Genomic DNA, 13,350 nt, shown 5'->3' on the forward strand with positions numbered 1-13,350 from the left:
CGAACCGTGAACCTGGCACTACAGCTGATCTATCTGGCGCTCTTCGCCTTCTACCTCTTCCTCCTCGCTCGTCTGGTGAGCAGCGTCGTGGTGCAGTTCTCACGCCGCTGGGAGCCCGGACCGAGGGCCGCGGCCCTTCTGGAGACGGTCTACAGCGTGACCGACCCTCCCCTGAAGGGGTTGAGGAAGGTGATTCCCCCTCTCAGGCTTGGTACTGTATCGATTGATCTGGCGTTCCTGGCGCTGCTCTTGATCGTGTGGATCCTGATGGACTTCGTCGTCGGGAGAAACATCTCCTGAGCAGCTCCGGGCGGGGGTGCGAGACAGGGTTATCGTGTTGAGCAGCCTTGTGCGCCAGGCGAACAGCTGAGAAGGAGTTTCGAATGCCGCTGACCCCAGCAGACGTTCACAACGTCACGTTCAAGAAACCCATGCTCGGAAAGCGCGGATACGACGAGGACGAGGTCGACGGTTTCCTCGATGAGGTCGAGCGAGAACTCGCCCGCCTCAGCGATGAGAACGGCGAACTTCGCTCTCAGCTCGAAAGTCTCCGCGCCGGTGCTCCCCCCGGAGCCGCCGATCACGCCGAGATGGCCGCCGCACTCGACCGAGTGCAGCGGGAGAAGCACGCCATGGAGCAGCAGCTCCAGGAGCTCGACGCCGAACTGCACGAGATGCACCAGCAGATGGTGGCCGCGCAGCAGCAGGCACAGCAGCTCCAGCAGGAACTGGCGCAGCGCGGACCGGAGCAGCAGGCCCCGGCCCCCGCCGGCGGCGGCGAGCAGGAGGCCCTGCGCCTCCTCATGGTCGCCCAGCGCACCGCCGACGAGCACCTGGAGGACTCCCGCCGGGAGGCCGACTCCGTGCTCGGCGAGGCGCAGCGCGAGGCCCAGTCGATGGTCACCGAGGCCCAGCGCGAGGCGCAGACGATGGTCTCGCAGGCCCAGCGCGAGTCGAAGTCGATGATGGCCGAGGCCCAGCACGAGTCGAAGACCATGATGACCGAAGCGCAGCGCGAGGCCGAGACCATGGTCTCGGAATCCCGTGCGGCGGCCGAGGACCTGGTGGGACAGGCCCGCGACAAGGCCGAGCGCATGGAGATGGAAGCCGAGCAGGAGCGCCAGAAGGTCATCGGCCAGCTGGAGGACTCCCGTTCGTCGCTGCTCAAGAACATCGAGGAGCTGAAGACCTTCGAGCGCGAGTACCGCACTCGCCTCAAGCTCTACCTCGAGAGCCAGCTGCGCGACCTCAACGGTCAGCAGGGACGCACCGAGGACGAGGCCTTCGAGGAGGCCCCGCAGCAGACAGCGAACGATCGCACCGGTGCCAGGTCGGCGTTCGTGATGCAGGGCGGCCGCGGGTAACCCCTCCCGCTCCTCCCCGGGACACTCCCTCCGGTAGGCGCGGCGCACCGCACAGAATGGTTGCGCCGAGCCATAACCTGAACGGGGATCGCCTCGTTAATCATGGTTGAGCGGGTGAGGGCGCGGGTCGAACCGCCGCCCTCACCGCCGCACCATGCTTCAACGATGCTGCGGTCCCCACAGGGACCGCGTAGAACCGCGCGAGAGCCCCGCATCTCGCGCAGGGGAGGACTCGACGTGATCGTCAGCAGCCTGCTGATCCTCGTCACCGCGGCGGTCTTGCTGGTCATCGGCATGATCTCCGGGAACAACCAGTTGCTGGTCTCGTCCATCGCGGCGAGCCTGGCCGCCAGCGTGGCCCTGTACGTCGGGATCCGCGGCCGGGGCGCCAAGCGCCCCCGCCTCACCCCGCGCCAGGCCGTCGCCGATGACGACACCCAGCAATTCCGGCGGATCGGGATGGACGACACCCCGACCACCGAGATGCCGCTCCTCGAAGGCAAGGTCTTCGAGCCCATGGACTACGCGGTGGACCGCGATCCCGAACTCCGGTTCGAGGACGCGCCGCCGCGACAGAGCCGCGGCGAGGCCGTCAACCGCCGCCACCGCGCCCCTGACTCCACGTCCGACGAGCCGTCCCAGCAGCGGATGTCCAGCATCGAGGCTGCGGCCCTGATGCGCCTGGACACCGAGGTCGCGGTCGTCGACGGCCGCCCCCGCTTCCACCACCCGGCGTGTGCCCACCTGTCCGGACGCGAGTTCGAACCGCTGCCCGTCGCCGAGGCCCTCGAACTGGGGTTCACCCCCTGCGCCATCTGCGAACCGGTGTCGCGCCTGCTCCTGGTGCCCGTGGCCGGCCGCTGACCTGCGCGCCACACCTTTGCGGCCTTTGTGAAGCTTGCGGGCCGTTGATCGGCGGTCTTGGCGAAGCTTGCGAGCCATCATTCGGCACAGTTACCCGCTGTCCGGACACAAGTTCCCGAAGTAATTGACCTACTTGCAGGACTTGCGTATCCTGTGTGCTTAATTGCGCGGCAGGCCCCCGCCTCGGCGGGGCCTGACGCGCATTGTCCTCGTTTCGACGAGGTCGTCAGGACTACGTGATTTCGGGAGCCGCCATGCCGAACACCCGATGGGGGCCGCAGCAGCGGCGCCGCCGTGCCCTGACGCCACCGGAACCCGAGCCGCTATACCCCTCCAGAGGCGCGTCATGAGTCCAGCGAAGAAGACCCAGAAGCAGGCCGCGAAGAAGGCGGTCAAGAAGGCTGTGGCCAAGAAGGCGGTGGTGAAGAAGGCCGCCGCGAAGCCCGCGGCGAAGAAGGCCGCCAAGAAGGCGGCGCCCGCAGCGCCGGCGTCCGCGGAGGAGACCGAGGCCCAGCAGCTGCGCACCGAGAGCGAGCAGGCCGAACTGCGCGCCGCTCTCAAGGAGCGCCTGGACGAGCTCGTCGAGGAGCAGCAGCGGTACAGCGACTCGATCACCCTCGCCCAGCGCGAGCGGTTGAGCGACACCGCCGGGGACGACCAGGTCGACTCCGGTTCGAAGACCGTCGAGCACGAGCACGAGGTCGCGGTGGCCGATTCGCTCTCCGAGCGCATCCGGCAGGTCAGCCACGCGCTCGAACGGCTCGACGAAGGCACTTACGGCTTCTGTGAGAAGTGCGGTAAACCGATCCCGGCGGCGCGGTTGGCCGCGTTCCCGTCGGCTACGCTCGACGTCGGTTGCAAACAGCTGGAGGAGCGACGCTGAGCGAGGACACGCAGCCCGGGACCGCCCCCGCGGACGGACCCGGGACCGACGAGACGACCACCCCTGAGAATCCCGCCCCCAGGCCCGGGTTGATGATCGCGGCACTGCTGATAGCGGCGTTCGCGATCGGCCTGGACCAGTGGACCAAGTTCCTGGCCGTGGCGAACCTGGACCCGCAGGAGCCGGTGCGGATCCTCGGCGGGCTCGTCTACCTGAGCCTGACCAAGAACTCGGGTGCGGCGTTCAGCCTCGGCACGGGCTACACGTGGATCTTCACGATCATCGCCTCGGCGGTGGTGGTCTTCCTGATCGTCCTGTCGCGCAAGATCGTCTACCCGGCCTGGTCGATCGCGATCGGCCTGGTCCTGGGCGGCGCCGCGGGCAACCTCGTCGACCGGTACTTCCGCGAGCCGGGGTTCGCGCACGGGCACGTGATCGACTTCATCAGCGTGTTCAGGCCGTTCGCGGAGGTCTTCCCGATCTTCAACATCGCCGACTCGGCGCTGTGCTGCGGCGTGGTGCTCATCGTGCTGCTCGAACTGACCGGGCACGGTTTCTCTCCCGAATCCCGCAACGGCGCGAAGCAGCAGGAGGCTGCGGCATGAGTGCAGCAGCCGCGCGCCAGACCCGCTCGCTGCCGATCCCCGAGGGCTTCGAGGGCCAGCGGATCGACCAGGTCGTCTCGCGCCTGCTGGGCCTGTCCCGGACCGTCGCGGCCGAGCTGGTCGCGGACGGGGACGTCGAGATCGACGGGAAGCCCTGCCAGACCAAGTCCGAGCGCGTGAGCGCGGGGGCCTGGATCGAAGTGGTGCTCCCGCCGCCGCCGGAGGACCTGCTGGTCCAGTCGACCGAGCCCGTGGAAGGGCTCGACGTGCTCTACGACGACGACGACATCGTGGTGGTCATGAAGCCCGTGGGCGTCGCGGCGCACCCGAGCCCGGGCTGGTCGGGTCCCACCGTCACCGGCGGGCTCGCCGCCGCCGGGTACCGGATCTCCAGCCACGGACCCGATGAGCGCCAAGGGATCGTGCACCGCCTCGACGTGGGCACCTCGGGTCTGATGGTGGTCGCCAAGAGCGAGGCCGCGTACTCCGAACTCAAGCGCGCCTTCAAGGAACGCCGAGTCTCCAAGCGGTATCGCGCTGTGGCCCAGGGGCACCCGGACCCGCTGTCGGGGACCGTGGACGCGCCGATCGGGCGGCACCCGCGCCACGACTACAAGTGGGCGATCGTGGCCGACGGCAAGCCGAGCGTCACGCACTACGACACGATCGAGGTCTTCCCCGGCGCGTCCCTGCTGGACGTCGGGCTGGAGACCGGCCGGACCCACCAGATCCGGGTCCACTTCTCGGCCCTCGGACATCCGCTCGTGGGCGACCTGACCTACGGCGCCGACCCCACGATGGCCGAGAAACTGGGCTTGACCAGGCAATGGCTGCATGCGTACCGGCTGGAGTTCGTCCATCCGACCCGCGGCGGGACCGTCACCTTCGCGAGTGAATACCCGGCCGACCTCGAAACGGCACTGGCGCGGTTGCGAGCCGACTCCTAGTTAGCCATTAGACTCTGAGAAGACGCTCGCCGCAGAGAGGCTTCGGGCGTAACGCACGCCTCACCCCCGGGCCAGAGGGCCCGCGATTCGCAACGGGCCTTGAGGGATCGTCGTGATCTAATAGTCGCGGGTGGTAATTGGTTTCCGGTCGGGGTGGCGACGCTTCAGTCGGCTTCAGCGCAGCTGCAGGCCGCGGATTGGTCCGCCCGAGAGGAGGTTGCGAGTGAACACGCCCGAAGCTTGGAACAACGACCGGTCAGACGGTTCCCGGTGGCAGAAGCTCCTGGGACGCGGTCGCGGCCGCGCCGGTGGCGCACAGCAGACCCCGACGCCCCCGCCGCGCGAGGCCCACCCTCCTTCGCAGCCGTCGGCCGGGCCCCCGCCCGGCCAGGCGCACTACTCGGTGCCCACCGCGGGCCGCCGCCCTCCGGTCGCCACGCAGACCCCGCCGAGCGCCGCCCAGATCACCGGTCAGGTGCGTGCGCCGCAGCAGGGGCTCCCGCCCCAGCCCCGCCAGCCGCAGCACACCGAGCCGAGCCCCGTCGCGCTGCAGCGCCTGCGCCGCGACCTGGGCCGCAGCCGGGTCATCGCCTTCATCAACCCCAAAGGCGGCGTGCACAAGACCACCGCCACCGTGCTCTCCGCCGCCGCGATGGGCACCGCCCGCAACGGCGGCGTGATCGCCTGGGACGACAACGAACTGCGCGGCACCCTGGGGCTGCGCGCCGGTTCGGCCCGGCACGGGCGCACCATACGCCACCTCGTGGAGCACCTCGACCAGGTCGAGGCCGCCGGCGTCCACCTGCCCGAGCACCTCGACGAGTTCCTGCGCCACTCCGCCGACGGCTCCTTCGACGTGCTCGCCGGCGACGAGGACCCGAAGCTGCAGCGCCGCCTCGACCCGACCACCGTGCTGCGGGTGCTCGACATCCTCACCCGCACCCACGGCATCGTCTGCATCGACACCGGCAACAACGTGGAGTCCCCGAACTGGCGCACCGTGGTCTCCTCGGTGGACCGGCTCGTGGTCACCACCGTGCCGCGCGAGGACGCCGCGTTCTCCGCGGACTGGATGCTCGACCACCTCGAAGAGGGCGGCTACGGGAACCTCGTGAAGAACGCGGTCACGCTCCTGTCGATGCCGACCCCGAACCCGGGGCCGCTCCTGAACGACCTCCAGCGGCACTTCTCGCAGCGCACCCGCGCCTGCGCGGTGGTCCCGTACGACCCGTCGCTCGAACCGGGCGCGAAGATCGAGTTCTCGGCGCTGCGGCCGGAGACCCGCGCGGCCTGGTTCGAGGCCGCCGCGACCATTGTCGACGGTCTGTAGCGAAAGCCTTTCGGGCAGTCCGCTCCCGCACATCCCCGATGGCGCCTGGCACCGCTGTGGCAGGATTCCAGTCGTGACAGACGACGCCGAGCGCACCGTGAACCTCCGTCCGGACGACGGTCCGGTCCAGCCCGGTGCGGGCGTGGCCCCGCCCCCCGGCGGGCAGACCGGGCACCAGGACGACCCGCACGTGTACGGCCGCGCCCGCCGCTCCGAACGGACCGTGGGACGCGACCTGCTCGCGGCCGGGGTCCTCGCCGTCATCCTCACCGCGACCGGGTTCCCGGCCGCGATGCTGTGGCAGATCATCACCCCGCGCGTGGAGTTCGTCATCGTCGAAGGCGGCTGGGCCTCGACCGAGACCTACCCGAGCGGCTACGTCGAAGGCGACCTCATGTTCGCCGGGATCGGCCTGGTCCTCGGCATCCTCGCCGCGCTCGTCGCCTGGAACGCCATGCGTGCACGGCGCGGCCCGCTCCTCCTCCTCGGCCTCGTCATCGGCTCGGTCGGCTGCCAGGTCGTGGCCTGGAAGATCGGGGCGAAGGAATGGGAGCAGTTCTGGGAGGGGGTCGAACGCGCCCCCGTCGGCGCCCACATGTGGCGCCCGCCGTCGGTCCTGTTCGTCCAGCTCGACCCCGCCGCCGCGTGGGCCGCCCTGAAGGTCGGGAACTTCACAACGGCCCTCGACGCCCTCCAACTCGGGGCCCTGGCGGTCATGGCCCTCGCCGCGACCTTCACTTACACCGTCTGCGCAGGCTGGTCACGTCGGCCCAGCCTTCGAACGGACACTCCCGAATAGCGGTATGCCCTTTGAGCTGGAAAGCCGGGCAACTACGCTTGGACCGTGCTCAGACGCATCGATCTTTCAGGAGAAGTACCCGGTTACTCGGCCCGCGCCCTGCGCGAGCTGATGCCGCGCGCCGCCTTCGACGTCAACGAGGCCCTGCGCTCGGTCCAGCCGCTGATCGACGACATCGCCCATCGCGGGACCGCCGCGGTCGTGGAGATCGTCGAGCGTTTCGACCACGTGCGCCTGGAGCACCTGCGTGTCCCCGCCGACGCGATCAAGACCGCCGTCGAGGAGCTCGACCCCGAGCTGCGCCGCGCCTACCAGACCTCCATCGACCGGGTGCGCACCGCGCACGAGGCCCAGCGCCTCCCCGAGGTCGTCACCGAGGTCGCGCCCGGCGGCACCGTCACCGAGCGGTACCTGCCCGTGGGCCGCGTCGGCCTGTACGCGCCCGGCGGCCTCGCCGTGCTCGCCTCCTCCGTGATCATGAACGCCGTCCCGGCCCAGATCGCCGGAGTCGCCTCGATCGCCCTCGCCTCCCCGGCCCAGAAGAACAACGGCGGCCTGCCCGACCAGGGCATCCTCGCCGTCGCCGGGATGCTCGGCATCGACGAGGTCTACGCCGTGGGCGGACCGGCCGCCATCGGCATGTTCGCGTACGGGACCGACGAATGCGTCCCGGTCGACATGATCACGGGCCCGGGGAACATCTACGTCACCGCCGCCAAGCGGGCCGTGCGCGGCCTCGTCGGCATCGACGCCGAGGCCGGGACAACCGAGATCGCCGTCATCGCCGACGCCACGGCCGACCCGGCCCACGTGGCCGTCGACCTCATCAGCCAGGCCGAGCACGACCCGGCCGCCGCCTCGGTGCTCATCACGAGCTCGGCTGCCCTAGCCGACGCGGTGGACGCCGAACTCGTGCGCCGCGTGCCGGACACCCGCCACTCCGGGCGCATCGCGACCGCGCTCGCGGGGGAGCAGTCCGGGACGATCCTCGTCGCCGACGTGGACGAGGCGCTGGCCGTGGCCGACGCCTACGCCGCCGAGCACCTGGAGATCCAGACCGTGAACGCCCGCGAGGTGGCGCTGCGCGTGCGCAACGCCGGGGCGATCTTCGTCGGCGCCTATTCGCCGGTGTCCCTGGGCGACTACTGCGCCGGGTCGAACCACGTGCTGCCCACCGGCGGTTGCGCCCGCCACTCGGCCGGGTTGAGCGTGCACACGTTCCTGCGCGCGGTCCACATCATCGACTACTCGCGCGAAGCGCTCGAAGTCGTGGCCGCGGACGTCGTCGCGTTCGCCAACTCCGAGGACCTGCCTTCGCACGGCGAAGCGGTCTCGGCGAGATTCGAGGCGAAATGAGCGAGATCGAGAACCTGCTCCGCGAGGACCTGCGCGGGCAGTCGCCGTACGGTGCGCCGCAGCTCGAGGTGCCGGTGCAGCTGAACACCAACGAGAACGCGTTCCCGATCCCCGACGAGGTGGCCGCCAAGGTCGCCGAGTTCATCGGGCGCGAGTTGCGCGGCCTCAACCGCTACCCGGACCGGGACGCGACGCTGCTTCGCAGCGACCTGGCCACGTACCTCGCTCAAAAGGAAGGTGGCCACGGCCTCACGGTCGACCACGTGTGGGCCGCCAACGGCTCCAACGAGATCCTGCAGCAGCTGCTCCAGGCCTTCGGCGGGCCGGGGCGCACCGTGCTGGGCTTCATGCCCTCGTACTCGATGCACCCGCTGCTCGCCCGCGGCACCGGGACCACCTTCGTGGACGCCGGGCGCGAGGCCGACTACACGCTGAGCCCCGCCTACGTGCGCGAGGCGATCGCGAAGCACGATCCCGACCTGGTCTTCCTCGTCTCGCCGAACAACCCGACCGGGACCGCACTCGACGACGCGGTCATCGACGCCGCCTACGAGGCCGCCCGCGGCATCGTGATCGTCGACGAGGCCTACGCCGAGTTCGCGCGCGACCCGCGCTCGACCGCGCTGGGCCGCTTGGAAGGACGGCCGCGCCTCGTGGTCACCCGCACCATGAGCAAGGCCTTCGCGTTCGCCGGCGCCCGCGTCGGCTACCTCGCCGCCGACCCCGAGCTCGTCGAGAAGCTCCTGCTGGTGCGCCTGCCGTACCACCTGTCGAGCATCACCCAGGCCGCCGCGCGCGGCGCGCTCGCGTGCGCCGCCCAGCTCCAGGCCGAAGTGGACGAACTGAAGCACCAGCGCGACCGCATCGTCAAGAACCTGCGCGCCAAGGGACTCCCCGTCGCCGACTCCGACGCGAACTTCGTGCTCGTCGGCGGCCTGCGCGACGCGGCGGGCGTCTGGCGCGCAATCCTGGACCGGGGCGTCCTCATCCGCGACGTCGGCCTCCCCGGCCGCCTGCGGATCACCGCCGGGACCGAGGACGAGACCACCGCGCTGCTCGACGCCTTCGACCAGGCGCTCCAGCAACGACCCGAGCTGTTCGACAGCGCTATTGAACTGCAACAGGAGCAACAACCGTGAGCCGCACCGCGCACATCGTCCGCACCACCGGCGAGACCAGCGTCGACGTCTACGTCGACCTCGACGGCACCGAGAAGGTCGTCGACATCGCCACCGGCGTCGGCTTCTACGACCACATGCTCCACCAGCTCGGCAAGCACGGCGGCTTCGACCTCAAGATCGCCGTCAAGGGCGACCTGCACATCGACGCCCACCACACCATGGAGGACACCGCGATCGCCCTCGGACAGGCCTTCGCCGAGGCCATGGGCGACAAGGCCGGCGTGGTCCGCTTCGCCGACGCCTCGGTGCCGCTCGACGAGGTGCTCGCGCGCGCCGTCGTGGACCTCTCGGGCCGCCCGTACATGGTGCACGAGGAGCCGATGGACATCGCGCCGATGATCAACACGAACTACCCGACCTCGATGACCCGCCACATCCTCGAGTCCTTCGCCTACCACGCCCGCATCTGCCTGCACGTCACCGTGCTCCGCGCCGCGAACCCCGGCCAGAAGCCCGACGCGCACCACGTGATCGAGGCCCAGTTCAAGGCCCTCGCGCGGGCCCTGAAGTACGCCACGCGGATCGACGGCACCGACATCCCGTCGACCAAGGGCATCCTGTGAGCTACGCCGGGCCGATCCTGCTCATGGCGCTCGCCGGGATCCTCCTCGGCGGCTCGATGAGCCTGCGCAAGAGCGAGAAGTACGCCGCCGCGATCGTCGTCGCGGTCCTCGCGGTGGCCGCCTTCCTTGGCGGCGCCTACCTGATCTACGGCTAGGGAGGCCTGATGTCCAAACCCAGTGTGGCCCTGTTCGACTACGGCTCAGGCAATCTCCGCTCCGCGTTCCGCGCCTTGGAACGTGCCGGCGCCGAAGTGGAGCTCACCAGCGACCTGGACGCGGCCCGCCGCGCCGACGGGCTCTTCGTGCCCGGCGTGGGCGCGTTCGCCGCGTGCATGGCCGGGGTCGTCAAGCACGGCCTCGACACGGTGATCCGCGAGCGCGTCGCCGCCGACGCCCCGGTGCTCGGCGTGTGCGTCGGCGCGCAGGTGCTGTTCACCGAAGGCGTCGAGCACGGCATCGAGACCGAAGGCGTCGGCGTCTTCGAAGGCCGTGTCGAACTCCTCGCGGCCCAGCGCGTCCCGCACATGGGCTGGAACACCGTGGCCGTGGACGAGGGCATGCGGCTGTTCGCGGGCATCGACCCGGAGGAGCGGTTCTACTTCGTGCACTCCTACGCCGCCAAGGCGACGCCCCCGGGCGCGCTCGCGGCGGTGTGCACGCACGACGAGCCGTTCATCGCCGCCGTGGAACGCGGTTCGGCCGCGGCCACCCAGTTCCACCCCGAGAAGTCCGGCGACGCCGGGTACGCGCTGCTGTCCAACTGGATCAAGGACCTTGCTGCTTGAAAGGCATAAAATGACCGAACTCCAACTCCTGCCCGCCGTCGACGTCACCGGCGGCAAGGCCGTTCAACTCGTGCAGGGCGTCGCGGGCTCCGGCAAGCAGTACGGCGACCCGATCGAGGCCGCCCTCGAATGGCAGCGCCAGGGCGCCGAATGGCTGCACCTCGTGGACCTCGACGCGGCCTTCGGGCGCGGCACGAACCACGAGCTGCTCGCCGAGGTCGCGTCGAAGGTCGAGATGCGGGTGGAGATCTCCGGCGGCATCCGCGACGACGAGACCTTGAAGCGCGCCTTGGACTCCGGGGCCCGTCGCGTCAACATCGGCACCGCCGCGCTCGAGAACCCCGAATGGTGCGACCGCATCTGCGGCGAGTACGGCGACCGTGTCGCCATCGGCCTCGACGTCAAGGGCGGGCACCTGGCCGCGCGCGGCTGGACCCGCGAGGGCGGCGAACTCTTCGCGGTCCTGGAGCGCCTCGAGCGCGCCGGCTGCGAGCGGTACGTCGTGACCGACGTGAACAGCGACGGCATGCTCTCGGGCCCGAACCTGGACCTGCTGCGCTCGGTCTGCGAGGTCACCGACAAGCCCGTGATCGCCTCCGGCGGCGTCTCCTCGCTCGACGACCTGCGCGCCCTCGCGGGCCTGACGGGCATCGGCGTCGAAGGTGCCATTGTGGGAACGGCGCTGTACGAGCGTAACTTCACGGTCGCTGAGGCGTTGAACCTGTTGAAGGGACTGTAACCACCGGGGAGGCGCGCATGGCATTGGTCGAACGGGTACCGGAGACCGGTCCATGGGCGCAGCTCTACGGCTACTCGCGCGCTGTCGCTGTGGGGCCGTTGGTGCTCACCAGTGCCTGCACCGCCGATCTCGAGGCGCGGCCGCACCTGAAGGACGACGCCGCCGGGCAGGCCCGCGAGGCCTTCCGGACCGCCCTGGACGCGATGGTCCACGCCGGCGCCGGCGTCTCGGACGTCGTGCGCTCGCGCCTCTACGTGACCGACCAGGCCCACGCTGACCCGGTGGGCCGGGTCCACGGCGAATTCTTCGGCGTCGTCCGCCCGACCGCGACCGTGGTGATCGTGAGCGGCCTCTTCCACCCCGGCCAGATCGTGGCCGTCGAGCTCGAAGCGTTCCGCGCATGGAGGGACATCGACTGACCTTCTCGATCCTGTGCGCCTGAACGATCGTTCAGTAGTCCTCCCGGAGGAGCCCCGGGGCTTCAGCCTTCGGAGGAGTTCGGGGCGATTGCCTGTTCGCCGTCCCGCGGAGCGGGGCTGGGCGAGCCTCGGGCACGGTCGACTGGCGTTACGTGAGCATGGGTTTGATCACGTTTCACCTTGAGTGCGTGTCGTGTCCGGGGAGTGTCGTACCCGTGGCCTAACGTCGTTGGTGTGAAGCAGGTTGTGGTGGTGAAACTGGTCCCGGACGCGGTATCGCGTGCGGCACTGGTCGAGACGCTGCGGGTCTGCAATGCGGAGGCGAACCGGATCGCGAAAGTCGCGTTCGCGCACCGCGACAAGGCGACCGGGCAGGTGGAGCGGGAGTACGCGCTGCGGGGCCGGGTGTACGCCGAGGCGAAGGCGACCGGGATTGGGTCGCAACTTGCCCAGCACGCGGTCAAGAAAGTCCGTGATGCTTACACGGTCGTCTACGCCCAATGCCGAACGGGGATGCTGCGTGGGGCGCGGGCGGCAAAGGCGCTTGGCAAGCCGGTCGCGTTCGAGGAAGGAGCCGCGCAACCGTTCGACGACCGGTGCCTGTCGTGGGACCTCGATGTCCGGACGGTGTCGATCCGGACGGTGGCCGGGCGGGTCAAGGAGATCGCCTTCGCCTGCTCGAAGCGGGATCTGGCGGCCCTTCGCGCGTACCGGAAAGGCGAGTCGGACCTGTTCGCGCGTGGCGGCGAGTTGTATCTGGCCGCGACGGTCGAGATTCCCGAGGCCGAGCCTGTCGACCCGGTGGATTTCATCGGTGTCGACCGCGGCATCGTCAACCTCGCGACCACCTCGGGCGGCGTGAACTTCCAAGGCAAGGACCTCGAGCGTTACCGACGTCGCATGGCCAGGGCGCGGGCCGAGTTGCAGGCCAAGGGGTCCAGGGCCGCAAAGCAGAAGCTGAAGCAGCGGTCGCGTCGGGAGGCGCGGCATGCGACGCATGTGAATCACAAGATAGCGAAAGAGATCGTGTCGGCGGCCGAACGCACCGGTCGCGGCATCGCCCTTGAAGACCTCGAGGGCATCCGCGAGCGGGTACGGCTCACCCGGTCCCAGCGCGGCAGGATCTCCCAATGGCCGTTCCATCAACTGGCGCAGCACATCGCGTACAAGGCGAAGCGCGCCGGGGTCGCGGTGGTCACCGTCGACGCCCGACACACGAGCCAGATGTGCCCGCTGTGCCACCACACCGAACGCGCCAATCGAAGATCAAGAGATGAGTTCTGTTGTCGTGGGTGCGGTCTCGCTGGACCGGCCGACGTCATAGCCGCCGTCAACGTCCGAAGACGTGGACGGATGGCTTGGGCCGTTTGTGAAGGGTCCCGAGCAGCCGCCTGACGGCGGCTGCGATCTACCCGACCACGTCGCAGCCAGCGACGACGGACGAGGTACAAACCTCCAGATTAACCGGAGGTCACTTGACTAGTATGGGCCTTGAGCCCGACCGGGCTCGCCGAA

The 13,350-nt window shown here is 69.6% G+C and carries 16 protein-coding genes; all 16 read left to right on the forward strand.

From position 1 onward, the window contains the following. Positions 1-6: 6 nt before the first annotated feature. The 16 genes from ACFO8M_RS22085 (at position 7) to ACFO8M_RS22160 (ending at position 13,230) form a co-directional block, all read left to right on the forward strand. Positions 7-300, forward strand: coding sequence for a YggT family protein (locus ACFO8M_RS22085; RefSeq protein ID WP_387979642.1), 294 nt, complete (start codon positions 7-9; stop codon positions 298-300). 83 nt (positions 301-383) lie between these two features. After that, positions 384-1,364, forward strand: a complete 981-nt coding sequence (locus tag ACFO8M_RS22090) for a DivIVA domain-containing protein (protein WP_387979643.1) — start codon at positions 384-386, stop codon at positions 1,362-1,364. A gap of 237 nt (positions 1,365-1,601) precedes the next feature. Beyond that, entirely contained in the window at positions 1,602-2,228 is a 627-nt protein-coding gene (locus tag ACFO8M_RS22095; RefSeq protein WP_387979645.1) for a hypothetical protein, read from the forward strand. Between the two features lie 418 nt (positions 2,229-2,646). Next, positions 2,647-3,111: a TraR/DksA family transcriptional regulator gene (locus ACFO8M_RS22100; RefSeq protein ID WP_387980778.1), complete on the forward strand. Its 465-nt coding sequence runs from the start codon at positions 2,647-2,649 to the stop codon at positions 3,109-3,111. After that, positions 3,084-3,716, forward strand: a complete 633-nt coding sequence (lspA, locus tag ACFO8M_RS22105) for a signal peptidase II (protein ID WP_387979647.1) — start codon at positions 3,084-3,086, stop codon at positions 3,714-3,716. The genes ACFO8M_RS22100 and lspA overlap by 28 nt, the downstream gene beginning before the upstream one ends. After that, the gene (locus tag ACFO8M_RS22110) at positions 3,713-4,663 is read left to right on the forward strand and encodes an RluA family pseudouridine synthase (RefSeq protein ID WP_387979649.1); all 951 of its coding nucleotides are present in this window, start codon (positions 3,713-3,715) and stop codon (positions 4,661-4,663) included. The genes lspA and ACFO8M_RS22110 overlap by 4 nt, the downstream gene beginning before the upstream one ends. 223 nt (positions 4,664-4,886) lie before the next feature. Beyond that, positions 4,887-5,993 (forward strand): MinD/ParA family ATP-binding protein, encoded by a 1,107-nt coding sequence (locus ACFO8M_RS22115; RefSeq protein WP_387979651.1) that lies wholly within the window; start codon positions 4,887-4,889, stop codon positions 5,991-5,993. A 73-nt stretch (positions 5,994-6,066) separates the two neighbouring features. After that, the gene (locus ACFO8M_RS22120; RefSeq protein WP_387979653.1) at positions 6,067-6,792 is read left to right on the forward strand and encodes a DUF2567 domain-containing protein; all 726 of its coding nucleotides are present in this window, start codon (positions 6,067-6,069) and stop codon (positions 6,790-6,792) included. A gap of 45 nt (positions 6,793-6,837) precedes the next feature. Next, on the forward strand, positions 6,838-8,148 hold the full coding sequence (gene hisD, locus ACFO8M_RS22125; protein ID WP_387979655.1) for a histidinol dehydrogenase: 1,311 nt from the start codon (positions 6,838-6,840) through the stop codon (positions 8,146-8,148). Next, entirely contained in the window at positions 8,145-9,287 is a 1,143-nt protein-coding gene (locus tag ACFO8M_RS22130; RefSeq protein ID WP_387979657.1) for a histidinol-phosphate transaminase, read from the forward strand. Before hisD ends, ACFO8M_RS22130 begins: the two co-directional genes overlap by 4 nt. Further along, positions 9,284-9,892, forward strand: coding sequence for an imidazoleglycerol-phosphate dehydratase HisB (hisB, locus tag ACFO8M_RS22135; protein ID WP_387979659.1), 609 nt, complete (start codon positions 9,284-9,286; stop codon positions 9,890-9,892). The genes ACFO8M_RS22130 and hisB overlap by 4 nt, the downstream gene beginning before the upstream one ends. Further along, positions 9,889-10,047, forward strand: coding sequence for a hypothetical protein (locus tag ACFO8M_RS22140; RefSeq protein WP_387979661.1), 159 nt, complete (start codon positions 9,889-9,891; stop codon positions 10,045-10,047). Before hisB ends, ACFO8M_RS22140 begins: the two co-directional genes overlap by 4 nt. A gap of 9 nt (positions 10,048-10,056) precedes the next feature. Further along, on the forward strand, positions 10,057-10,677 hold the full coding sequence (hisH, locus tag ACFO8M_RS22145; protein ID WP_387979663.1) for an imidazole glycerol phosphate synthase subunit HisH: 621 nt from the start codon (positions 10,057-10,059) through the stop codon (positions 10,675-10,677). A gap of 10 nt (positions 10,678-10,687) precedes the next feature. Continuing rightward, a complete protein-coding gene (gene priA, locus ACFO8M_RS22150; RefSeq protein ID WP_387979665.1) occupies positions 10,688-11,416 on the forward strand; it encodes a bifunctional 1-(5-phosphoribosyl)-5-((5-phosphoribosylamino)methylideneamino)imidazole-4-carboxamide isomerase/phosphoribosylanthranilate isomerase PriA in 729 nt (242 codons plus the stop codon). A gap of 17 nt (positions 11,417-11,433) precedes the next feature. Continuing rightward, positions 11,434-11,835 (forward strand): Rid family hydrolase, encoded by a 402-nt coding sequence (locus ACFO8M_RS22155; RefSeq protein WP_387979667.1) that lies wholly within the window; start codon positions 11,434-11,436, stop codon positions 11,833-11,835. A 234-nt stretch (positions 11,836-12,069) separates the two neighbouring features. Further along, a complete protein-coding gene (locus ACFO8M_RS22160; RefSeq protein WP_387979669.1) occupies positions 12,070-13,230 on the forward strand; it encodes an RNA-guided endonuclease InsQ/TnpB family protein in 1,161 nt (386 codons plus the stop codon). Positions 13,231-13,350 lie beyond the last annotated feature (120 nt).

Origin of the sequence: Glycomyces rhizosphaerae, assembly GCF_042647865.1 — a bacterium.
GTDB classification, from domain to species: domain Bacteria; phylum Actinomycetota; class Actinomycetes; order Mycobacteriales; family Micromonosporaceae; genus Glycomyces; species Glycomyces rhizosphaerae.